Source organism: Sphaerisporangium rhizosphaerae, from assembly GCF_042665155.1.
Lineage (GTDB): Bacteria > Actinomycetota > Actinomycetes > Streptosporangiales > Streptosporangiaceae > Sphaerisporangium > Sphaerisporangium rhizosphaerae.
Genome location: NZ_JBHTCG010000011.1, coordinates 70,960 through 93,007, shown reverse-complemented (window position 1 = coordinate 93,007; position 22,048 = coordinate 70,960). Strand labels below are relative to the sequence as shown.

Below are 22,048 nucleotides of genomic sequence, written 5' to 3'. Positions count from 1 at the left end.
TTACCTTTCACCTGCCGATTCGGCATCTCTGTACCGTAAGTGAGTTAACGCATGCCTGAAACAGCCCAGGTCCAGCCGGACCCCCGGCGCTGGAAAGCCCTCGGATTCATCGCCATCGCCCAGCTGATGGTCGTGCTCGACGCGACGATCGTGAACATCGCCCTGCCTTCCGCGCAGGTTGACCTCCATATCTCCGACGGCGACCGCCAGTGGGTCATCACGGCGTACGCCCTGGCGTTCGGGGGACTGCTCCTGTTCGGCGGCCGCATCGCCGACCTGTGGGGCCGCAGGCGCGCCTTCATCGCCGGCCTGATCGGCTTCGCCCTGGCCTCCGCGATCGGTGGCGCCGCCGGCAACGAGGCGATGCTCCTCGGAGCCCGCGCGCTCCAGGGCGTGTTCGGCGCGCTGCTGGCGCCCGCCGCCCTGTCACTGCTGGCGGTGATGTTCACCGAGGCCCACGAGCGGGCCAAGGCGTTCGGCATCTACGGCGCCATCGCGGGCGGCGGCAGCGCCGTCGGCCTGATCCTCGGCGGCTTCCTCACCGAGTACCTCGATTGGCGCTGGACGTTCTACGTCAACATCCCCTTCGCCGTTCTCGCCGTCATCGGCGCCTTCCTGGTCATCCGTGAGCCCGCCGGGACCCACAACGGCAGCGGCCTCGACATCCCCGGCGTCGTGCTGGCCACCCTCGGCCTGGTCTCCTTGGTCTACGCCTTCACCCGCGCCGAGTCCGACGGCTGGACGTCGAACGTGACCATCGGCCTGTTCGTCGCGGCGGCCGTGCTGCTCGTCGCCTTCGTGCTGGTCGAGAGCAAGGTCAGAGCGCCGTTGCTGCCGCTGCGCGTGGTCACCGACCGCAACCGCGGCGGCGTGTACCTGTCACTGGGACTGGCGATCATCGCGATGTTCGGCCTGTTCCTCTTCCTGACCTACTACCTGCAGGTCGTCAAGGGGTACTCGCCGGTGCGCACCGGCTTCGCCTTCCTGCCGATGGTCGCGGGCATGGTCACCGGCTCGACGCAGATCGGCGCCCGTCTGATGACCCGCGTCCCGCCGCGGCTGCTGATGGTGCCCGGCTTCCTGCTCGCCGCGGTCGGCATGCTCATCCTCACCCAGATGAAGGTCGACAGCTCCTACGCCGGCCTGGTGCTGCCCGCGCAGATCCTGCTCGGTCTCGGCATGGGCACGGCCTTCATGCCGGCGATGAGCCTGGCCACCTTCGGGGTCCAGCCGCGCGACGCGGGTGTGGCCTCCGCGATGGTCAACACCTCCCAGCAGGTCGGCGGCGCCATCGGCACCGCCCTGCTCAATACCATCGCCGCCGGCGCCGTCACCGACTGGGTCACCTCGCACGCCGCCCAGGCGCGGACCCTCGGCAAGGCCGCCTTCGCCAACGAGGCGGCGGTGCACGGCTACGCGACCGCGATCTGGTGGGCGGTGGGCATCCTGGTGCTGGCCGCGGCCATCGTGCTCGTCCTGGTCGACAGCGGCCACCAGGGACGGCGCCCCGGCGCCTCGTCCGGCCGCGACGGCCACGAGGACGCGCCCTCGGTGCCCGTGCTCGCCCACTGACCAGGCCGCGCGGGACGCCGATCCCCGCGGCCCATGAACGCCGCCCCCTGTCCGGCCACCTCCTTCTCGGTGGTCCGGGCAGGGGGCGAGGCATTTCCAGGGCCCGGTGAAGGAGGAGACGGCGAGCCAGACCGCCGACAGCGCCACGACGATCAGTACGGCCAGGTCCTTGCGGCGGACAGGATGTCCCTCCCACCCCCGGCGACAGAAAAACATACCATCGGACAGGTATTTTCTCTCGACGGGACATGACCTCTCGCTGTGCAAGTGAGGATTCACCCGGTCGCACACTGACCGCGCCACCCTGTCACTCCTGGCACGGACATTCGGTGCCACCGCCGTGAGGTGGACCGGAGGCGGAGCGTCATGCCTGGCAGGCGCATCGTCCGCGTGCGCCGCGAAGAGGGCCGACCGGCGGTCGTGTCGTGGTGCTGGAGGCCGGAGGTGCCCGGTCGGCATCGGCGGGGGCCGCCTGCCGCTCCCTGGGTGCCTTACACAAAGTTACATACCTTCATGAAGGTATGCGATAGTGGGCGAAGCCACCGATGACCCCGTGCACCAACGTCAGCTCCCAGGTGGTGGACGACCGCGCACCGCGCTCCGCCAGGTACGGAGCCCCCATATCCCCGGCCAGACGCACCGCCGGCCCGACGTCCGCCTGCCGGAATATCGCACTCCCGATCACCCCACGGATCCCGAGCTTCCAAGGAATCTGAGAGGAGCCCGATGAAATTCGGAAACGACCTGCGGATCAAGACCGTGACCACATGGTTTCCGCCGGATCGCGAGAACGTCGAGGACGCCGTCGCGGCGGGCAAGCTGGACACCGAGGACGTGGACCGGCTCGGCCTCACCGGTCTTCCGGTCTCGACGCGGTGGTCCGCTCCCGAGATGGCGGCGGCGGCCGGTCGTGACGCGATCAGCCGGGCGGGCTGGAGCCCCTCGAATGTGGGCGTGGTGATGCACACCTGGATCTACCACCAGGGCCACGACATGTGGTCGCCGCCGCACTTCGTGGCCAACGAGGTCGGCGCTCCCAATGCCCTGGTGTACGGCGTGCAGCAGGGCTGCAACGCGGCCGCGCTCGCCCTCCAGCTCGCGGCGCTGCATCTTGACGCCGAACCGGGGCTCGGCGCCGCGCTCATCACCACGGGCGACCGCTTCGCCCCGCCCGGCATGGACCGCTGGACCTCCGACTACGGCCTGGGCTTCGGCGACGCGGGAACCGCGGCGCTGCTGCACCACGGCGACTCGGGGCCCGACGACTGGGCGCTGCTGTCCCTGGCCAGCGAGACCGAGGCCGCGCTCGAACTGATGATGCGACACGGCAACGACTTCAGCGCGGCGCCCATGTCGCACAGCAGCTCCATCGACCTGCGCCGTCCCAAGAAGTCCTATGTGGAGGCGTACGGCAAGGACAAGTTCACCTCCATCGCCGGCCGGTCGATCCGCAAGGTGATCGTGGACGCCGTGCGCGACGCGGGGCTGCGGCTCGACGATCCCCGGATCAAGTACATCGCGCTGCCGCGGCTCGGAGCGTACCTGCTGGACGCCAACTACGTGCCGGTGATGAACGACGTGCTGAAGGCCGAGGCGCTGCAATTCGGCGCGGACACCGGCCACCTGGGGTGCGGGGACTTCCTGGCGAACCTGGCCGACCTGCGCGATCGCGCGCCGCTGGAGCCGGGCGACATCGCCCTGGTGATCGGCGGCGGGGCGGCCTGGACCTGGACCTGCGCCGTCGTCCAGGTGCCGCAGGAGCAGGCGGCGGAGAGGAGCGACTGATGGGCGTGGGATTCCTCGGCCTGGGCGGCCACGTGCCGCCGGTGGTCATCGACAACGCGCGGATCGCCGAGTGGACCGGCGTGGAGGAGAACTGGATCGTCGAGCGGACCGGCATCCTGGAACGCAGGTACCGCGAGCCCGGCACCGCCACCTCCGACCTCGCGCTGCACGCCGCCCGTGAGGCGCTGGCCGTGCGGCCCGAGGCGGCCGACCGGCTCGGGCTGATCATCGTGGGCACCTCGACGCCCGACCAGCCGCAGCCCTCCACCGGAGCCATCCTGCAGGACAAGCTCGGGCTGTCCGGTGTCCCGGCGTTCGACGTCAACGCCGTGTGCTCCGGCTTCCTCTACGCACTGGCGGTCGCCGACTCGATGATGTCGGGGCGGCTGTCCGGGCAGGGCGGCGAGTACGCCCTGGTGGTCGGCGCGGACGTGTACTCCTCGCTGATGGACTCCACCGACCGGCGCACCGTCAGCCTGTTCGGCGACGGGGCCGGGGCGGTGCTGCTCGGTCCGGTGCCCGAGGGGTACGGCGTACTGGGCTGGCGGCTGGTGGCCAACGGCGAGTACCGCGACCTGGTCGAGGTGGCCGCCGGCGGCACCCGCCGGCCGCTGGACGCCCGGGCGTGGGAGGCCGGAGAGCACCTGTTCCGGATGAAGGGCCGCCCCGTACGCGAGTACGCGATGCGCACCCTCCCCAAGGTGATCGACGAGGCGCTCGCCTCGGCCGGGCTCCGGCTGGAGGAGGTGGACCGCCTCATCCTGCACCAGGCCAACACCCGCATGGTCGAGGAGTGCGTCCGCGAACTGCGCGTCGACCCCGCCCGGGTGCCGCTCACCGCACCGCACTTCGGCAACACCGCCGCGGCCTCCATCCCGCTCACCCTCCGCGTGGAGCACGAACGCCGGCCCTTCCAGCGGGGTGAGCGCCTGGTGCTGGCCGGAGTGGGCGGCGGCATGACCGCGGGCGCCGTCGTCGTCCGCTGGTACTGAGCCCGCCGGACCAACGCCGGACCACCGCCGGACCACGTCCGACCACGCCGGACGACCGCTGGAAACCGGGCAAGCGCTGCAAAAGGAGACAGAAATGCCGATGGCCACCGCGGCGGGGCACCGTTGCTACGAGCTGTGGGATCCGATGCCCGACGAGGTACGGGAGGGCGCCAAGCGGTTCGCCACCGTACAGGCGCTCAACGAGCTGGTGGGCGTGCTGCCGTTCGCCGAGTGGCTGGACCGCGCGCCCAGCCACACCAGGCGGCAGATGCTCATGGCCAAGATCCAGGACGAGGTCGGTCACGGGCACGTGGCCGCGCGCGTCGCCGAAGACCTGGGCATGCCGCGCGAGCGGATCCTGCTCGACTACCTCGAGGGCCGCGCGAAGGTGCACAACATCTTCCACTACTCCTTCGGGACCTGGGAGGAGCTGGGCCCGGGGCTGCTGCTGATGAACTCGGCGGCGATCGTCCAGTTCCAGTCCCTGATGAAGGGCGTGTACCTGCCGTACGCCCGGGCGCTGCGCAAGATCGAGCGCGAGGAGTCCTTCCACTACCAGCACGCCCTGGACCTCACCCACGAGGTGCTGACCCACGGTGACGCCGAGCAGCGCCGGCGGGTGCAGGAGGGGTTCGAGCTGTGGATGCCGCGCGTGCTGGCCTACCTCGGTCCGCCCGACACCGACACCCTGCACGCCAACCGCATGTGGCAGATCGGCCTGAAGCCGGACGGCAACGACGCGCTGCGCCAGGCATGGCTCAACAAGATCATCCCGGTCTTCCGGAAGCTCGGTGTGCACGTGGATCCCGCGCTGGTCCGTCAGGCGCCCTCGGGGGAGTGGGAGTTCGCGATGCCCGACTGGGCCGAGGTGAAGAAGGTGATCGCGGGCGGCGGGCCGGCGTCGCAGCGCCGGCTGGACTGGGTGCGCCACGCCCTGGACCGCAACACGCGGTACCGGCGCGCGCTGCGGGAGGTGTCGTGATGCCGCACATCCCGAACGACCCCGACGTCTATGAGGTCTTCACGCAGAATGGCGTCGGCAAGACGCTCAGCCATGTCGGCTCCATCGTCTCGCCGCGCCCGGACGGCGCCTGGCACCTGGCCAAGGAGACCTACGGGCGCCGCGACGACCTGGCCACCCTCTGGGTGGTCCGCCGCTCCGACATGATCGTCTCCACCGGGGACGACCGCGACCTGCTCGCAGCCAAGACCCGGATGCCGCACCGCCAGCCCGGCTTCCCCACCGCCCGCCGCCGCGACCGCTCCGACTCCCCGCCCGCCGCCGATTCGCCGCTGGTTGCCGATTCGCCGGCCGTCGCCGATTCGCCGGCCGCTCCCGGCTCGCCGGCCGTCGACTCTCCGGCCGAGCCGAGGGACGGCGCCCTCTCCGAGCTTCGCGACGACGCGTCCCGGGCCGCCGACCCCGAGCTCCGCGACCTGTGGCTCGCGCTCGCCGACGACCTGTTCGTGCTCGGCAACCGGCTGGGCGAACGCATCGTCGACTACATCGACCTGGAGGAGTCGCTGGCGGTCGGCTCGATCGGACAGGAAGCGCTGGCGCACGCCGGGACGATCCTGTCGCTGTGCGGTTTCGACGAGGCCGCCGCCGACGCGTGGTTCTTCGACCGGCCGCAGGCGCGGTGGCGGGTGTCGCGCGCCATCGAACGGCTCACCGACTGGCCGTCCACCGTGGCCTGCGGTCTGGTGATCGCCGCTGCCGTCGTCGCGCTCGCCGAACGGACCGCGGAGGCCGGGCCCGGCCGCACCGGGCAGGCCGCGGAGGCGGGGCCCGGCGGGGCGTGGCCGCCCGCGATCATCGCCATCCGCGACGAGCAGCGGGTCCATCTGGACCACTGGCGGCGGTGGGCGCGGGCGCTGACCGCATGGCCCGAGACCAGTGAGGAGTTCGCGCGCGCCTACGCCGAGGTGACCGAGCGCGCCGGCGACCTGTTCGGCGCCGGGCCGCAGGGAGTCACGGCGGGCGTACTGCCCAGCGCTCCGGTACCGGCCGCGAACCTGCACGAGCGTCTCGCTGCGCTGGTCGGCGACAGCGGCGGCCCCGAATCGCGCCTGCCCGGCCGCCCGCTGACGCGGACCGCGGGGATGGGCGGGAGCGCACTGGCCTACTGCCTGTCCCGTGGCCGCATGGTGCGGGACGACTACGCCCCGGGGGTGTTCCGGTGAACGCCGACCGACTCCACGACCGGCCCCCAGGCCGGCCCACAGCTCAGCCCACGGACGAGTTCACAGCTCAGCCCACGGACGAGTTCACAGCTCAGCCCACGGACGAGCTCACGACCCAGCCCACGGACGAGCTCACCGGCCGGCTCGCCGACGTGGTCGCCGGTGTGCGCGATCCGGAGATCGACGTCGGCCTGCGCGACCTCGGCGTGCTGCGCTCGGTGTCGCTGACCGGCGGCCGCGTCCGGGTCCGCCTGGCCCCCACCCGGCTCAGCTGCCCCGCCGTCGGGGAGATCGCCCGGCGGGTGCGGTCCACGCTCGCCGACGCGGCACCGGGACGCGAGGTCGAGATCGTGTGGGATCGCGGCGCCTGGCAACCGGCGGCGGTCACCGCCGCCGGCCGGGACGCGCTGCGCAGGGGCGGATACCGCGTGGCGGGCGCCGCCCCCAGATGTCCGTACTGCGGCTGCGACGACGTCGCGCGCGCCGGCCGCTTCGGCGGGGCGGTGTGCAAGGTCCCCTACGACTGCCGCGGCTGCGGCTCGACCTTCGACGTGATCGGCACGGCCGGCTGCACCGCCATGCTCCCGACCCCCGGTCCCGTGCGAGGAGGATCGTCATGAGACTCATCGGAAAGACCGCCGTCATCACCGGAGGCTCCCGGGGCCTCGGCCGGGCGATCGCGGAACGCTACCTGCAGGAAGGGGCGCAGGTCGTCTGCGCCGCCCGCAACCCGTACGACATCAAGGAGGTCATCGACTTCGCGCCCGGTCGCTGCGCCTACGTCCCGGTCGACGTCACCAGTGACGATTCGGTCGATGAGCTGATGGCCGAGGCCGCCGGACGCTTCGGGGGCATCGACATCCTGGTGGCCAACGCCGGCGTGAGCCGGGACGGGCGGGTGGACCGGCTGCCGGTCGCCGACTGGCAGGACATGGTGACCACCAACCTGACCGGGGTCTTCCTGTGCACCCGGGCCGCGGTTCCCTACTTGGAACGCAGCGACGCCGGCCGGATCGTCAACGTCTCCTCCAGCATGGCGACCCGGGTCGCGATCGGCGCCGCAGGATACTGCGCCACCAAGGCCGCGGTGGAGATGTTCACCAAGGTCAGCGCGATCGAGCTCGCCCCCCGCGGCATCCTGGTCAACTCCCTGGCCCCCGGAATCCTCGACGAGGGGATGGGGCAGCAGGTCACCGGCAACGACCGGATCTGGTCGCGCTACAAGACCCGGCTGTCGCTCGGCCGGCCCGGCCACGCCGACGAGGCCGCCGACGCCGCGGTCTTCCTGGCCGGTCCCGAGGCCAGCTACGTCAACGGCCACGTGCTGGAAGTGAACGGAGGTCTGTTATGGGCATGACGACCGCTCCCGAGGTGGGGCACCCCACCGTATGGCTGGACATCGACGGGGCGGTGGGCATCCTCCGCCTCGACCGGCCGCCGCTCAACGTGCTCGACCGCGCCGCGCAGAGCGCGTTGCGCGCGGCCGCCGAGCGGGCCGCGACCGACGAGCGGGTCCGTGCGGTCGTCGTGTACGGCGGGCCCACGGCCTTCTCGGCGGGGGGCGACATCAAGGAGATGGCCGCGATGTCGCACGCCGAGATGGTCGGGCACGCGGCCGTGCTCCAAGGCGCCTTCGACGCGGTCGCCGCCATCCCCAAGCCGGTGGTGGCCGCGATCAACGGGCCCGCTCTCGGCGGCGGCTGCGAGCTGGCGCTGACCGCCGACGCGCGCATCTGCGGCACCGAGGCGCGGCTCGGGCTCCCCGAGGTCCTGCTCGGCGTCATCCCCGGCGCGGGCGGCACCCAGCGGCTGCCCCGGCTGATCGGCCCGGCCAAGGCCAAGGAGCTGATCTTCAGTGGACGCCAGGTCGGCGCGGCCGAGGCGCTGGAGATGGGCCTGGTGGACTACGTCGTGCCGACCGACCTGGTGCTGGACAGCGCGGTGCAGTGGGCGCAGCGCTTCGAGACGGGCCCGGCGCTGGCCCTGCACGCCGCGAAGACCGCGATCGACGGGGGCCTGGCGACGGACCTGGCCGCCGGGCTCGCGATCGAACGGTCGGTGTTCGCCGGGCTGTTCGGCACCCAGGACCGTTCGACCGGCATGCGGGGGTTCGTCACCGACGGCCCCGGCCGCGCGCGATTCAGCGGGAGGTAGTCACCATGCGCACAGCGACCGGCGAGTTCCAGCGGGCCCGCGACCACCTGCTGTCCTCCTACGGTGACCTGCCGCGTGCCCGGGCCTTCCCCAGGCCCGAGGTCGGGCAGAGTTTCAGCTGGGTCGCGGACTGGTTCGACGTCATCGCCGACGGCAACCACGCCACCGCCCTGCGCGTGCTCGACCTGGACCGCCAGGGGACGCTGCTCGCCGACACCGCGGTGAGTTTCGCCGAACTGGCCGAGCGCTCCCAGCGGGTCGCCCGATGGCTGCGGTCGGCCGGTGTGCGGCGCGGGGACCGCATCCTGCTGATGCTCGGCAACCGGGTCGAACTGTGGGAGTGCCTGCTGGCCGCGTTCCGGCTGGGCTGCGCGGTGATCCCCGCGGCCGTCCAGCTCGCCCCCGCCGACCTGGCCGACCGGCTGGAACGCGGCGAGGTGGCGCACGTCATCGCCGAGGCCGGCCTCACCCCCAGGCTGGACGGCCTGGGCGGCCGGTGGACGCGCATCGCCGTCGGAGGCCCGGTTCCCGGCTGGCAGGACTACCAGGGGGCCTATGCCGCCGAGCCGCTGCGCGAGGCGGTGCGGACACGGCCCGAGGAGCTGTCGCTGATCTACTTCACCTCGGGCACGACCTCCCGGCCCAAGATGGTCGGGCACACGAGCGTGAGCTACCCCGTCGGCCACCTGTCGACCATGTACTGGATCGGCCTGCGACCCGGCGACGTGCACCTCAACATCTCCTCGCCCGGCTGGGGAAAGCACGCCTGGAGCAGCCTGTTCGCCCCCTGGAACGCGCAGGCGACGGTCATGGCCGTCAACCAGCCGCGGTTCGCCGCGCGTCCGCTGCTGGAGATGATGTCGCGCTACGCGGTGACCACCTTCTGCGCGCCGCCCACCGCCTGGCGGAGCCTGATCCAGGAGGACCTCACGCGGTGGCCGATGGTGCTCCGCGAGGCGCTGGCCGCCGGGGAGCCGCTGAACCCGGAGGTGGTGCGCCGGGTCCGCGAAGCGTGGGGGGTCAGGGTCCGCGACGGGTACGGGCAGACCGAGACCACCGCCCAGATCGGCACCCCGCCGGGGATGCCGAGCGTCGAGGGGGCACTGGGCTGGGCGCTGCCCGGCTACGAGGTGGCGCTGCTGGACCCGCACACCGGCGCCCCCGTCCGGGACGTCTCCGCGGAGGGCGAGATCTGCCTGCCGCTGGCCGACCGGCCGCTCGGCCTGATGGGCGGGTACGTGGGCGACCCCGAGGCGACCGCGCGCTGCATGCGCGGCGGCCACTACCGGACGGGCGACATCGCCACCCGTGACGCCGACGGCCTGTTCCGCTACGTGGGGCGGGGCGACGACGTCTTCAAGGCCTCCGACTACCGGATCTCCCCCTTCGAGCTGGAGAGCGTGCTGCTGCAGCATCCGGCCGTCGCCGAGGCCGCCGTGGTGCCCTCGCCCGAGCCGCTGCGGCTGGCCGTGCCCAAGGCCTACGTGGCGCTCGCCTCCGGCTACCTGCCGGAGGCCGAGACCGCACAGCTCATCCTCGCGCACTCCCGCGAGCACCTGGCCTCCTACAAGCGCGTCCGCCGCGTCGAGTTCGCCGAACTGCCCAAGACCATCTCCGGCAAGACCCAGCGCACCGAACTGCGCAAGCGGGAGGAGCAGCGGCTCTCGCGGTCGGCGCAGGAATGGTGGGAGGAAGACTTCCAGAACTAGCCCCCTGGCGACATGAGCGGGTCGCGCGACCGGCGGACATCCCCCCGCGCGGCCCGCCCGCCCGGGCCTACCACTCCTCGGAGACGAAATGACTGCCGTCACCATGAGCAGGGGTCAGCGCAGACGAGCCGTAGTGAGCAGCCTCATCGGGAACAGCATCGAGTTCTACGAGTTCCTCATCTACGGTTCGTTCTCCTCCCTGTACTTCAACAAGCTCTTCTTCCCCTCGTTCGACCCCACCACCGGCACCCTGTTGTCGCTGTCGACGTTCGCGGTCGCCTTCGCGGGAAGACCGCTCGGCGCCTTCCTGTTCGGGCACTTCGGCGACCGGGCCGGCCGCAAGGCGACGCTGATCACCACTCTCGCCGTGATGGGCGGCGCGACGGTGACGATCGGCCTGCTTCCCACCTACGGCACGATCGGCGTCGCCGCCCCGATATTGCTGACGATCCTGCGGTTCATCCAGGGATGCTCGCTCGGCGGCGAGTCGAGCGGCGGGTTCCTGATGGCGCTGGAGAGCGCCAAGCCGAACAGGCGGGGCTTCCTCACCGCCGTCGTCGGCACCGGCAACGCCTGGGGGCTGCTGCTGGCCAACGGCGTCCTGCTCCTGGTCACCGCGCTGCCGGAGCGGCAGATTCTGGCGTGGGGGTGGCGGCTGCCGTTCGTCTTCAGCGCCGTGCTGGTGGGCGTCGCCCTCCACGTCCTGCTGCGGCTGGGGGAGACTCCCGAGTTCCAGCGGTCGAAGGCCGAGGGCGCGGTCAGGAAGAGGCCGGCGCTGGAGGTTCTGTCGCGGTACGGCCTGACGACCCTGGGCGCGTCGCTGTCGGCGCTTCCCACGTTCCTGGTGTTCTACCTCGGGTCGGTGTTCTCCCTCAAATACGGTGCGACCATCGGCGTCGGCCGGTCCGTCATGCTGCTGCTGCTCGTCGGATCCTGCGTCTTCCTGATCGTCGCCATGCCGTTCTTCGGCTGGCTGGGCGATCGGTACAGCCGCAAGGCGGTCTTCGTCGGCGGCATCGCCGCCATGACGGTGGCGCCGTTCGCCTGGTTCTCGTTGCTGGGCACCGGGTCGTTCCCTCTGATGGCTCTGGGTTTCCTGCTGCTGTTCGCCGGGTTCGCGGCGAACTACGGCGTGCAGGGGGCGTTCTGCCCGCGGCTGTTCCCCACGGCCGTGCGGTACTCCGGGATGTCCATCAGTTACAACGTGGGCGGCCTGCTCGGCGGCGCCGTCGGCCCGATCGTCGCCACGTCGCTGCTCGACAGGTTCCACAGCTGGACGCCGATCGCCGTCTACATGGCGGCCGCCGGCGTGATCGCTCTGGGCGCCTCGGCGTTCCTGCGCGAACGCTCCGACGACGGCACGCCCGCGAAGCACGCCGGCGGCATGCCCGTACAGCACGTCGACGGCATGCCCCGCGTACAGCACGCCGACGGCACGGCCGCACTGCGCGCCGCCGCTCCGCCGGCGACCGCCACGTCCCCCGTCATCACCACCGCCGGAAGCTAGCCGGCGCGGAGCCTCAGGCGAACCGGTGGAAGTCTCCGTGCAATCTCCAGTGAGGGAGTACCGCATGACGTCCTTGTCCGTTCCCAAGTGTCCCGTTCTCGATCCCACGGGCGCCTCGGTCCACGCCGAGGCCGCCGCGTTACGCGCCGAGGGGCCGGCGGTGCTGGTGGAGCTTCCCGGGCCCGTCCGCGCCTGGGCGGTCACCCGGCACAGCGTCATCCAGAAGCTGACCAACGACCCGCGCGTCTCGCGCGACTCGCGCCGGCACTGGCCCGGCCTGGCCGACATGCCCGAGGGCTGGCCGCTCGCCCCCCTGGCCCTGCAGAACAGCTTCTTCAACTTCTACGGCGAGGAGCACCGCAGGTCCCGGCGCCGTGTCGCCCCCTCGTTCTCGCCGAAGCAGGTCGAACGGATGCGCCCGCAGGTCAAGGCGACCGCGGACCGCCTGGTCAAGGAGCTGGCCGCCCTGCCGCCCGGCGCCGTCGCCGACGTGCGCCGGGACCTGGCGCTGCCGCTGACCATCACCGTCATCTGCGACCTGTTCGGCGTCCCCGAGCACCTGCGCAGGAAGGTCGGCACCGGGATCGACCGGGTCCTGGACTCCTCGCTCGGCCCAGAGGAGGCGATGGCCGCCAGCGACACGCTGTACGAGCGGCTCGGCGAGCTGCTGCGGTACAAGAGGGAGAACCCGGCCGCCGACCTGACCAGCGACCTGCTGCTGCCGGCCGAGCCCGGTGACGAGCCGATGTCGGAGGCCGAGCTGCTCGGCACGCTCTTCCTCATGATCGGAGCGGGGTACGAGACCACCGTCAACCTCATCACCAGCGCCGTCCAGGCCCTGCTCACCCACCCCGAGCACCTCACCCGGATCAACGAGGGCGCCATCGCCTGGCAGGACGTCATCGAGGAGACGCTGCGTTTCGAGGGCCCGGTCATGCACATGCCCATGCGGTGCGCCCTGGAGGACATCGACCTCGGTGAGGGCGTCGTCATCCGCAAGGGCGACGCGATCACCATCGGTTTCGCCGCCGCCGGACGCGACCCGCAGGTGCACCCGCGGTGCCCGGAGAGCTTCGACCCCACCCGGGCCAGCAAGGAACACCTCGCCTTCGGCCACGGTCCCCACTTCTGCCTGGGCGCGCACCTCGCCCGCCTGGAGGCGGAGATCGCCCTGACCACGCTGTTCGCGGAACTGCCCGATCTCGCCCTCGCCCGCCCCGGACACCAGCCCGCCCGCCTGACCTCCTTCCTCATCAACGGCCCCGTGGGCCTGGAGGTCATCCCCCACCCGGCATGACCGGAACGAACTCCGGCCGCCGGAGGCGCACCGCGCCTCCGGCGGCCTCGTCATGTCCGTGGGGAACGCAGGTCGCCCCGAAGACACGCGGAAGGGACCGGCGTGCGGTGAGTTCCCGGGCCCGGTCAGGGTGGGTCGGCAGTGGGGTGACCACGTACGTTCACCGCGGGCCCGGTCGGGGTGGGTCGGCAATGGGGTGACCACGTACGTTCACCGGGCGCGGCTCTTCGCCCCCGGCCATGTGCTGGAGGTGATCGGCGCCGGGTCGGCGGGTCGTGGTACGGCGATGCCGGCGCCTGCGTCGGCGCCAAGCCGATGATCGTTTCCTGTCACAGCACACGGGGTGCGGCGTCCACGTGGTAGCAATTGCCGGTGGGAGCGCGGGCCGTCCGGTGGGGGGCCTGGGGCAGGAACGCGGACGAGGCGGCGATCTGGGTGATCGCCGCCTCGTCCTTCCGCCACGCTGTGCCGTCGGTTCAGGTCCACAGACCGCCGATCGCCATGGGGGAGCGGTGGCGCAGGGTGTTGTCCATCTGGACGTGCCGGGCGACGCGCTCGGCCTGGTTGCGCGTGGCGGCGATGAGCAGCGGCATCACCGACCCGGCCTCGGGCAGGCCGGCGTAGTACAGGCCCGGCAGCGCGCCCATTCCCCTGCGGTGCACCGGCATGCCGTCCGGGTCGAGCGCCCCGGCGGGCAGGATGCCGTACTCGGGTACGAAACCCGTGGCCCAGATGATCGTCGTGATGTCGTTGGCGACCAGATCCAGCGTGGCGCCGTAGTCCGCGATGAGCGAGGGGTCGTACACGGGGGCGGGGTCGGCCTCGGGGACGACCAGCCCGCGCTGCTCGATCGCCGCGTCGATCGCCTTCAGCAGCTCGCTCTCCTTGTGTGCGGCCGCCCGCGCCACGGCGCGGACGTTGTCCTCCAGCCTCAGCACGCCGCCCGACGCGCCGCGGACCGAGCCGACCAGCGTGACACCCTTGGCGGCCAGGATCGGCAGGCTCAGGTCCTGGCCGCCGTCCTTCCCGCTGAGCACCGACACGCCCGGCAGCACGGGGGAGTCGCCGCGCCCGCCCGAGGCGGTCTCCAGGTTGCCCTCCGGCAGCAGCAACTGCAGCCAGTCGAGGATCTGCGCGCCGCGGTAGCGCCGGGGCGCGGTCTTGTGCCCGCCGACCGCGAGGAACACCTCCCGGCCGGCGTCGCGGAGGTCGTCGGCGATCTGCTGGCCGCTGTTCCCCGCGCCCACGACGAGGACCGCTCCGCTCGGCAGCGACTCCGGATTGCGGTAGTAGCGCGTGTGCATCTGGGTGACCGAAGGGTCCACGCCCGCGGCCACCTCCGGTATGCGCGGCGAGGAGTACCCGCCCAGCGCCGCGACGACGTTGCGGGCCTCGACGGTCTCGCCGTCGTCCAGGTGGACGCGGAAGCGCGCGCCCTCGTGGACCGCGTCATGGATCGGGGACTCGACCATCTGGACGCTGGTTTGCTCGCGGACCGCGATGCCCATCGCGGCCACGTAGCAACGCAGCCGTTCGGCCACCTCACGGGCCGGCATGTACCCTTCCGGATCGTCCCCGTCGTAGGCCCAGTCCGGGAAGGCGACCGTCCTGTTCGGGGTGTTGACGCGCAGGCTGTCCCAGCGCTCGTTGGCCCACGCCTGGCCGATCTCGCCGCGCTCGATAACCAGCGCCCGGTAGCCGAGCCGGGCGAGCGCGCCCGCGACCGAGCATCCCTGCTGGCCGCCGCCTATGACCACCGTCTCGACGAACCGCGTTCCCATCCGTTCATCCCTTCCTCGTCCGGGGCAGCACGACGACCTTCCCGGTGGCCTGGTCGTTCTCCATGTGCCGGTGCGCCTCGACGATGTCGCCGAGACCGCCGCGCGCATCGTGGTGCTCATCTCGGTTCAGCCTCCGGTGACGACCTCGACCGACGGCGCCCAGCGCGGGATCTCGCCGCGGCCGGAGGGCAGGCGCAGGCTGCGGGCGTAGCTGTATTCCTGCAGCGTCTCGATGGCGTGCTCGCGGCCGTATCCGCTGGCGCCCACGCCGCCGAAGGGGGTGCCGGTGAACGAGCGGTTGTAGTGGTTGACGAAGACGATGCCGACGCGCAGGTCGCGGCTGAAGCGCATGGCGCGCTCGGTGTCGCGGGTGAACACCCCGGCGACCAGGCCGAACTCGGTGCCGTTGGCGATGCGGACCGCCTCGGCCTCGTCACGGAAGGGGATCACGCACACGACCGGGCCGAAGATCTCCTCCGTGGCGATGCGCATGTCCGGGGTGACGCCGGTGAACAGCGTGGGCGGGACGAAGTAGCCCTCCGCCAGCTCGGGGTCGGTGGGCGTCGCCGCCTGGGCCGCGATCGTGGCGCCCTCGCGGACGCCGAGTTCGAGGTAGTCCTGCACGCGCTGCCGCTGCTCGGGGGTGACCAGCGGCCCGACGTGGGTGTCCGCGTCCGCGCCGTTGCCGACCTTCAGCCGCTTGACGGCGGCCGCGAGCCGGCGGACGACCTCCTCGTAGCGGTCGACGTGGACCAGCACGCGCGAGGCGGCGGTGCAGGCCTCGCCCTGGTTGAAGTAGCCGCCCTCCACCGCCCACGGCACGGCCGAGTCGAGGTCGGCGTCCTCGAAGATCACCAGGGCGTTCTTGCCGCCGAGCTCCAGCAGGGTCGGCGTCAGGTTCTCCGCGGCCGTCCGGATCACCGCCTGCCCGGTGGCGGGCGCGCCGGTGAAGGAGACCTTGCCCACGAGCTTGTGCCCGGCGAGCCGCGCCCCGACCGCGCCGGTGCCGGGCACGATGTGCACGACGTCGTCGGGGAGGATGGACTGGGCGATCTCGGCGACCCGCATCACCGACAGCGGAGCCTGCTCCGGCGGCTTGATGACCACGGCGTTGCCGGCCGCCAGCGCGGGGGCGAGCTTGCCGGCGGTGTGAAGCGGGGGCCAGTTGAACGGGATGATCGCGCCGATGACGCCGAAGGGCTCGCGCAGCGTGATGTCGAGCATGCTGCCCGAGTCGCGCGCCTGGCTCGGGATCGCCTCGCAGAGGCCGGCGAACATCTCGAAGATGGTGGGCGCGCCTTCGAGGTCGAAGTTGCGCGCCTGGGTGAAGGGCTTGCCGTTGTCGCTGGACTCCAGCGCCGCGATCTCGTCGGCGTTCTCGCGGATGGCCTGGGCGACCTTCCACAGCCACTTGCCGCGTTCGCGCGGCGTGCGGGCCTTCCACGCGAAGTGCGCCTCGTACGCGGCGCGGACGGCCTGGTCCACCTGCTCGGCGCCGGCGCCCTGGACGACCGCGAGCGGCCTGCCGGTCGCCGGGTCGTGCACGGTGAACCGGTCGGCCTCGTCCTGCGAGGACCAGCGCGTGCGCAGGAGCCGGGCGGTGTCGAACTGAGCGGTGTCGAACGTCGTGGTCATGTCATCATCTCTTTCAGCACCGAGGCGATCCGCTCGGCGATCACGATGGTCGGTACGTTGGTGGCCACGCGCGGCATCGCCGGGAACACCGAGGCGTCCGCGACGGTGAGTCCCTGGACGCCGTACACGGCGCCGTTGGAATCGACGACGGAGCCGGGAGCACGGTGCGAGCCCATCCGCATCGTGGAACTGCCGTGGTTGTAGTGCGCCGGTGCGCGGCGTATCGCCTCCGCGAGCTCCTGGTCGCTCACGCCCGGTCCGGGCACCCGCTCCTCCACCAGCAGGTCGGCGAGCGGCCGGGTGCGGGCGATCGTGCGGGCGAGGCGCACCGCGTCGGCGACCCGTTCGGCGTCGTCGGCGACCGTGTAGAGCCCGAGGTCGATGACCGGCGCGTCCTGCGGGTCGCGTGAGGCGAGCCGCACGGTGCCCCGCGAACGGGGCTGGACGCAGGAGACGAAGAAGACCATGTCCCAGCCGGTCGGGTGGTTCTCGACCGGCGGAACGATCATGGCGGGCAGGCTCTCGGTCGGCACCGCCGCGGAGGGCAGGATCTGCACGTCGTAGTCCGGCTCTCCCGGTCCCGTGGCGACGCTGAGCACGCTGCCGAACATCTGCCGCGCCCCCTCCTTCGGCGGCCTGGCGACGTGGATGTTCCAGAAGGCGGGGTGTTCGGTGAGGCCGCGCCCCACGCCCGGGAGCTCGGACACCACGTCGATCCCGTGCGAGGCGAGCTCGGCGCGGTCTCCGATGCCGGAACGCATGGCGATGACCGGGGTGTTGTAGGCGCCGGCGCTGAGCACGACGTGCCCGGCGCCGATCTCCTCGCCCGAGGCGAGCCGGACCCCGCGGGCCCGGTCGCCACGGAACAGCACCCGGTCGACCAGCACGTCACCGCGCACCGTGAGGTTCGGCCGGTGGCGGACCGGGTTGAGGTAGCCGATGGCCGTGCTCAGCCGCACGCCGTCGGCCGCGCTGAGCGGGGTGTGCGCGAAGCCCGGCGCGCCCGGCGCGTTGAAGTCGTCGACCATCGGGTACCCGAGCCGTCCGCACGCCTCGCTCATCGCCGCGACGTGCGGACCGAGGTCGGCCGCCGTGCTCTGGGTGATGCGGTACGGCCCGTCGAGGCCGTGGAACTTCTCCTCGCCGTAGGGGTAGTGCTCCATCTCCTTGTAGAAGGGGAGCATCTCCGGGTAGCCCCACGCGGGCCCGGCCAGGGACGCCCACGCGTCATGGTCGGACGGCCGGGCGCGCATCGCCACACAGACGTTGACGGAGGAGGAGCCGCCGATGATCCGGCCCCGGGGGACCGGCACCCGGTTGCCGAACTCGTCCGGAACCGATCGGTAACCCCAGTCGTAGGAGTACGGCGCGTACGTCGCGTCGGCGACGTCCGCCGGCAGCTCCTCGGTGGTCGCGAAGTCGGGCCCGGCCTCAAGGAGCAGGACCGACAGCCGCGGGTTCGCGCTCAGCCGGTTGGCCAGGACGCAGCCGGCGGAACCGCCGCCGATCACGATGACGTCGTAGGTCATGATCGCTCCTCCCTCGTCGCGGTCCTACACGTACCGGGGCCGGCCGACGATGAACCCCAGCACCAGGTCCACGGCGAAGACCACGGCGAGCATGACCATCGGCACGGCCCAGCCGCCCGTGCTGCCGTGCAGCACGCCGAACAGGAACGGCCCTCCGATGGCGATGAGGTAGCCGAAGCCCTGCGCCATGGCCGAGATCCCGGCGGTGTCGGCCGCGGTGCGGGTGCGCAGCGCGAACAGGCCGAGCGCGATCGGGAACACGCCCATGCCCGCTCCCCACAGCAGCGACCACAGCCACGGCATCGTCGTCGGCGCGACGAGCATGCCGATGGTGCCGGCGATCTCCAGGCCCACGAGCCCGGCGATCCACCAGGACTGGCTGCGGCTGCGCATCGCGGACGGCACGACGACCATCGTGACGGGCAGGGCGGCCGCGACCAGCAGGCCGAGCAGCAGACCGGACTCGTTCTTGCTGATGCCCGCGCCGGTGAACACGGCCGCGGCCCAGCCCATCAGGACGTAGGAGCCCGCCGCCTGCAGTCCGAAGAACCCGGTGATCAGCCAGGCGAGCGGGCTGCGCAGCAGCAGCTTGCGCTCCTGCGGCAGGGCCGCGGTCGCGCCGCCCTGCTCGGTGCGGCGCGTCCCGGCGACCCAGACCAGCAGCGCGCCGATGGACAGCAGCGACCAGGCGGCCAGGGTGACCCGCCAGCCGCCGAGCTGGTCCTGCATCCACGGGGTCGCCGCGGCGCCCGCGCCGCCGCCGACCATCAGGGCCACGGTGTAGACCGTGGTCAGCAGCGGGATCCGCTGCGGGAAGGCCTGCTTGACGACGACCGGGATGAGCACGTTGCCGAGGGCGATGCCGGCCGCCGCCACGAACGTGCCGGCCAGCATCACCCACGGGCCGCCCACGACCCGCAGCAGCAGCCCGGCGGTGAGCACGACCAGACCGGCGCCGACCGCACGGGCCAGGCCGAGCTTGCGGGCCGCCAGCGGCGCCGCCGCGGCGGCGATGCCGAAGCAGAGGGTGGGCAGGGCGGTCAGCACGCTCGCCCAGAGCAGGGAGGCGCCGAGCGACCTGCGCACCTCCTCCAGCAGCGGGCCGATGCTGGTGATGGCGGGACGCAGGTTCGCCGCCGCCAGGGCGACGCCCACCAGCAGAAGCGGGGTCCCGACCAGCGCGGCGTTCCTCTCGACCGCCACAGGCGCGACTTGCTGTTCCTGCGTAGTCACTGTCTTGCCTCCTGTACTCGTGAAACGTCCCATTGCAGGTGGAGCTCGTCGAACCCGCGCGCGATCAGCAGCCGCTCGCGGCCGCGCGCGTCCGCGGGACCCAGACGCAGTCCGGGCAGGCGGTCGAACAGCAGCGGAATGGCGATGCGCAACTGGAGGCGGGCCAGCCCGGCTCCCAGGCAGGTGTGGATGCCGCGGCCGAAGGCCAGCATCTTGCGGCCGGTCCTCGGCCTGATGTCGAAGGCGGCGGGGTCGGCGAGCGCGCGCTCGTCCCGGTTGGCGGCGCCGAAGTGCACCATCACGCGGTCGCCGGGCCGCAGCCGGGTGCCGGCGAGCTCGGTCTCGGCGGTGACGGTGCGGAACAGCCCCTGGACCGGGGACTCGAACCGCAGGATCTCCTCGACCATCGCCTCGGGCGGCACCTCGCCCTCGCGCAGCGCCGCGAGCTGGTCCGGATTCTCCAGCAGGCTCACCAGGCCGTTGCCGATGGACCGGGTGACCGTGACGTGCCCCGCGATGATCAGGTTCATCACGATGCGCATGAGCTCGACGTCGTCCAGGTCGTTCTCGTCGTGGTCGGCCGCGAGCGACGCGATGAGCCCGTCGCCGCCCGCTTCCGGGTCCCGCAGCATTCCCATCACGTGGTTCTGCATGGCGATGACGTCGCGGGCGCATTCCGCCCGTTCCGCCACCTCGCCGCCGCCGACCGACAGCTTCAGCCAGCTGTGGCTCCACTGCCGCAGCAGCGGCACGTCGCCGGCCGGTACGCCGAGGATGCGCGCCATGACCGACAGCGGCAGCGGCCAGGCGTAGTTCTCGATGATGTCGGTCGAACCGGCGGCGGCGAACCGGTCGATCAGCTCTTCGCCGGTCGCCGTGATGAAGGGTTCGAGCTCGGCCACCCGCCGCGGCGTGAAGACCCGGTTGACCGCCGCGCGCAGCCGGGTGTGCTCCTCGCCGTCGCTCTCGGTGAGGTTGGGCGTGAGCGACCAGCCTTCGGCCATGACCTGCTTGACCTCGTCGGCCTCCGGTCCCGTGGTCGCCTTCACCGCGCTCTCCGAGGAGTAGGTCCGCGGATCGTGGGCCACGCGGACGACGTCCTCGTGCCGCGTGACGACGAAGAGACCGGTCTTCTCGTCGTGGAACACCGGGCACTGGTCGCGCATGCGCGCGTACGTCGGGTACGGGTCGGCTAGTTGGCTGTCAGATGTGGGATCGAACGTCGGCTTGGTCATCGGGGTCGCTCCGCTTGTGGCTTCTCATCCGGCGGGCACCGCGCCGACCGGCCTCGGGCCGGCCGGCACGGTGATGGGTCGCGGTTCAGTCGGCCGCCGCCAGCGCGGGCACGCTGGCGCCCAGCTCCTTGTGATCGGTCGCCCACAGGTCAGGGGTGGGCAACCGGTGCACCGCGGGTTCGTGGACGAAGGTGTCGTGCACGCTCTGGGTCGCCTCGGCCAGGCCGCTCTCTCCGGTCAGCACGCTGAGCTTGTTGGAGGTGACGAGCAGATCGGTGCGCGCGGCGCCGACCGACCGCAGTGCTTCGAGCAGTCGCAGCGGCGAGCCGGGAAGCTGGCCTATCCCGAGGCCGACGACCGACAGCCGCGCCAGGTTCGAGGTCCAGTGCACCTCGTCCAGGCGGGCTCCCCGGTCGGCCTCGGCCAGCAGCGCGCGCGCCTCCTCGACGCTCTCCGCGGGCAGGGTGATCGCGAGGTCGCTTGCGTCCTCGGTCCCGAGGTTGCCGTAGCGGCGTAGTTCGACCTCCAGCTCGCGTTCGGCGAGTCCGCGCAGGATCCGCACCGCGTGATCGGCGGCGATCCGGCGCAGCACGCAGCGCACGAGACCGGTCCTGGTGGCCACCCCGGCGATCGCGGGGACCTCGCCGAGCCCGGCGGGCCTCCAGGAGCCGCCGCCGGCCGCCATCGCCGCGCAGCGGCGGCGGTATCCGACCCAGGTCTCCGGGCCGCAGGCGGTGAGGTTGGAGCGCACCTTCAGGTCGACGCCGTGGGTCCGCGCGTAGTCCACGGAGTCCGCGGCAAGCACCTTGGCCCCGCTCACCGCGAGCTCGGCCATCTCCTCGTACAGCAGGGTGGTGTGGCGCCGGGCGCCGGTGACCTTCCTCGGGTCGGCGGTGTAGACCCCCGCGACGTCGGTGACGATCTCGCAGTGGTCGGCGCCGAGCGCCGCGGCCAGGGCGACGCCGGTGGTGTCGGAGCCGCCGCGCCCCAGAGTCGTGCAGGGTCCCGCGACGCCCGCCTCGCCCTGGAAGCCCGCGACGACCGGGATCGCCCCCCTGCGGAGGTCCTCCATGAGCCGGCGCGGATCCACCTGCTGGATCGTCGCCCGGCCGTGGCGGTCATCGGTGAGGATGCCCGCCTCGGCGCCGCTGAACGACCTGCTCGCGGCGCCGTGGCGGTTCAGCGCCATCGACAGCAGCGCGGCGGACACGGCCTCGCCCGTGCTGAGCAGGGCGTCGAGCTGGGCGGGATCCGGCTGGTCGGACACCGAGGATGCCAGGTGGAGCAGCCTGTCGGTGGTTCCGCCCATGGCGGACACGACGGCGACGACCTGGTGTCCGTCCGCCTGCGCCGCCAGGATCTGCCGCGCCGCCTCGATGACCTTCTCGGGCGTGGCGACCGAGGTTCCGCCGTACTTTTGCACAATCAGCGCCAT

At 72.1% G+C, this 22,048-nt stretch carries 17 protein-coding genes; 11 read left to right on the top strand and 6 right to left on the bottom strand.

The window, feature by feature from the left end; genetic code table 11:
- Positions 1-51: 51 nt before the first annotated feature.
- The 11 genes from ACFQSB_RS18505 (at position 52) to ACFQSB_RS18455 (ending at position 13,200) form a co-directional block, all read left to right on the top strand.
- Entirely contained in the window at positions 52-1,572 is a 1,521-nt protein-coding gene (locus ACFQSB_RS18505; protein ID WP_380827906.1) for an MFS transporter, read from the top strand.
- A gap of 726 nt (positions 1,573-2,298) precedes the next feature.
- Positions 2,299-3,357, top strand: a complete 1,059-nt coding sequence (locus tag ACFQSB_RS18500; protein ID WP_380827905.1) for a beta-ketoacyl-[acyl-carrier-protein] synthase family protein — start codon at positions 2,299-2,301, stop codon at positions 3,355-3,357.
- Positions 3,357-4,349, top strand: a complete 993-nt coding sequence (locus ACFQSB_RS18495) for a 3-oxoacyl-ACP synthase III family protein (RefSeq protein ID WP_380827903.1) — start codon at positions 3,357-3,359, stop codon at positions 4,347-4,349. The genes ACFQSB_RS18500 and ACFQSB_RS18495 overlap by 1 nt, the downstream gene beginning before the upstream one ends.
- Before the next feature lie 94 nt (positions 4,350-4,443).
- Positions 4,444-5,331, top strand: a complete 888-nt coding sequence (locus ACFQSB_RS18490; protein WP_380827902.1) for a Phenylacetic acid catabolic protein — start codon at positions 4,444-4,446, stop codon at positions 5,329-5,331.
- Positions 5,331-6,533 carry a Phenylacetic acid catabolic protein gene (locus tag ACFQSB_RS18485; protein ID WP_380827900.1) on the top strand — a complete coding sequence of 401 codons (1,203 nt, stop codon included), beginning with the start codon at positions 5,331-5,333 and terminating at the stop codon, positions 6,531-6,533. The genes ACFQSB_RS18490 and ACFQSB_RS18485 overlap by 1 nt, the downstream gene beginning before the upstream one ends.
- Positions 6,530-7,153 carry an iron-sulfur cluster assembly protein gene (locus ACFQSB_RS18480; RefSeq protein ID WP_380827899.1) on the top strand — a complete coding sequence of 208 codons (624 nt, stop codon included), beginning with the start codon at positions 6,530-6,532 and terminating at the stop codon, positions 7,151-7,153. The genes ACFQSB_RS18485 and ACFQSB_RS18480 overlap by 4 nt, the downstream gene beginning before the upstream one ends.
- The gene (locus ACFQSB_RS18475) at positions 7,150-7,890 is read left to right on the top strand and encodes an SDR family NAD(P)-dependent oxidoreductase (RefSeq protein ID WP_380827898.1); all 741 of its coding nucleotides are present in this window, start codon (positions 7,150-7,152) and stop codon (positions 7,888-7,890) included. Before ACFQSB_RS18480 ends, ACFQSB_RS18475 begins: the two co-directional genes overlap by 4 nt.
- Positions 7,887-8,687 carry an enoyl-CoA hydratase/isomerase family protein gene (locus ACFQSB_RS18470; protein ID WP_380827896.1) on the top strand — a complete coding sequence of 267 codons (801 nt, stop codon included), beginning with the start codon at positions 7,887-7,889 and terminating at the stop codon, positions 8,685-8,687. The genes ACFQSB_RS18475 and ACFQSB_RS18470 overlap by 4 nt, the downstream gene beginning before the upstream one ends.
- Before the next feature lie 5 nt (positions 8,688-8,692).
- Entirely contained in the window at positions 8,693-10,396 is a 1,704-nt protein-coding gene (locus ACFQSB_RS18465) for an AMP-binding protein (protein ID WP_380827894.1), read from the top strand.
- Between the two features lie 133 nt (positions 10,397-10,529).
- Positions 10,530-11,903, top strand: a complete 1,374-nt coding sequence (locus ACFQSB_RS18460; RefSeq protein ID WP_380827892.1) for an MFS transporter — start codon at positions 10,530-10,532, stop codon at positions 11,901-11,903.
- Positions 11,904-11,967: 64 nt separating this feature from the next.
- A complete protein-coding gene (locus ACFQSB_RS18455; RefSeq protein WP_380827891.1) occupies positions 11,968-13,200 on the top strand; it encodes a cytochrome P450 family protein in 1,233 nt (410 codons plus the stop codon).
- A gap of 476 nt (positions 13,201-13,676) precedes the next feature.
- Here the strand turns inward: ACFQSB_RS18455 and ACFQSB_RS18450 are convergent, their stop codons facing one another.
- From ACFQSB_RS18450 to ACFQSB_RS18425, 6 genes are all read right to left on the bottom strand, one after another.
- Complete coding sequence (locus ACFQSB_RS18450) at positions 13,677-14,981, bottom strand: flavin-containing monooxygenase (protein WP_380827890.1); 1,305 nt, start codon at positions 14,979-14,981, stop codon at positions 13,677-13,679.
- Positions 14,982-15,107: 126 nt separating this feature from the next.
- Entirely contained in the window at positions 15,108-16,616 is a 1,509-nt protein-coding gene (locus ACFQSB_RS18445) for an aldehyde dehydrogenase family protein (protein ID WP_380827889.1), read from the bottom strand.
- Positions 16,613-18,145: a GMC family oxidoreductase gene (locus tag ACFQSB_RS18440; protein ID WP_380827886.1), complete on the bottom strand. Its 1,533-nt coding sequence runs from the start codon at positions 18,143-18,145 to the stop codon at positions 16,613-16,615. The genes ACFQSB_RS18445 and ACFQSB_RS18440 overlap by 4 nt, the downstream gene beginning before the upstream one ends.
- Before the next feature lie 24 nt (positions 18,146-18,169).
- Entirely contained in the window at positions 18,170-19,378 is a 1,209-nt protein-coding gene (locus tag ACFQSB_RS18435) for an MFS transporter (RefSeq protein WP_380827884.1), read from the bottom strand.
- Positions 19,375-20,613 (bottom strand): cytochrome P450, encoded by a 1,239-nt coding sequence (locus ACFQSB_RS18430; RefSeq protein WP_380827883.1) that lies wholly within the window; start codon positions 20,611-20,613, stop codon positions 19,375-19,377. The genes ACFQSB_RS18435 and ACFQSB_RS18430 overlap by 4 nt, the downstream gene beginning before the upstream one ends.
- 85 nt (positions 20,614-20,698) lie before the next feature.
- Positions 20,699-22,048 carry an aspartate kinase gene (locus ACFQSB_RS18425; protein WP_380827882.1) on the bottom strand — a complete coding sequence of 450 codons (1,350 nt, stop codon included), beginning with the start codon at positions 22,046-22,048 and terminating at the stop codon, positions 20,699-20,701.

Bases quoted from the DNA above. Each gene is read 5' to 3' on its own strand.
- ACFQSB_RS18505 (WP_380827906.1), top strand. From the start codon at position 52: ATGCCTGAAACAGCCCAGGTCCAGCCGGACCCCCGGCGCTGGAAAGCC.
- ACFQSB_RS18500 (WP_380827905.1), top strand. From the start codon at position 2,299: ATGAAATTCGGAAACGACCTGCGGATCAAGACCGTGACCACATGGTTT.
- ACFQSB_RS18495 (WP_380827903.1), top strand. From the start codon at position 3,357: ATGGGCGTGGGATTCCTCGGCCTGGGCGGCCACGTGCCGCCGGTGGTC.
- ACFQSB_RS18490 (WP_380827902.1), top strand. From the start codon at position 4,444: ATGCCGATGGCCACCGCGGCGGGGCACCGTTGCTACGAGCTGTGGGAT.
- ACFQSB_RS18485 (WP_380827900.1), top strand. From the start codon at position 5,331: ATGCCGCACATCCCGAACGACCCCGACGTCTATGAGGTCTTCACGCAG.
- ACFQSB_RS18475 (WP_380827898.1), top strand. From the start codon at position 7,150: ATGAGACTCATCGGAAAGACCGCCGTCATCACCGGAGGCTCCCGGGGC.
- ACFQSB_RS18470 (WP_380827896.1), top strand. From the start codon at position 7,887: ATGACGACCGCTCCCGAGGTGGGGCACCCCACCGTATGGCTGGACATC.
- ACFQSB_RS18465 (WP_380827894.1), top strand. From the start codon at position 8,693: ATGCGCACAGCGACCGGCGAGTTCCAGCGGGCCCGCGACCACCTGCTG.
- ACFQSB_RS18455 (WP_380827891.1), top strand. From the start codon at position 11,968: ATGACGTCCTTGTCCGTTCCCAAGTGTCCCGTTCTCGATCCCACGGGC.
- ACFQSB_RS18450 (WP_380827890.1), bottom strand. From the start codon at position 14,981: ATGGGAACGCGGTTCGTCGAGACGGTGGTCATAGGCGGCGGCCAGCAG.
- ACFQSB_RS18445 (WP_380827889.1), bottom strand. From the start codon at position 16,616: ATGACCACGACGTTCGACACCGCTCAGTTCGACACCGCCCGGCTCCTG.
- ACFQSB_RS18440 (WP_380827886.1), bottom strand. From the start codon at position 18,145: ATGACCTACGACGTCATCGTGATCGGCGGCGGTTCCGCCGGCTGCGTC.
- ACFQSB_RS18430 (WP_380827883.1), bottom strand. From the start codon at position 20,613: ATGACCAAGCCGACGTTCGATCCCACATCTGACAGCCAACTAGCCGAC.
- ACFQSB_RS18425 (WP_380827882.1), bottom strand. From the start codon at position 22,048: ATGGCGCTGATTGTGCAAAAGTACGGCGGAACCTCGGTCGCCACGCCC.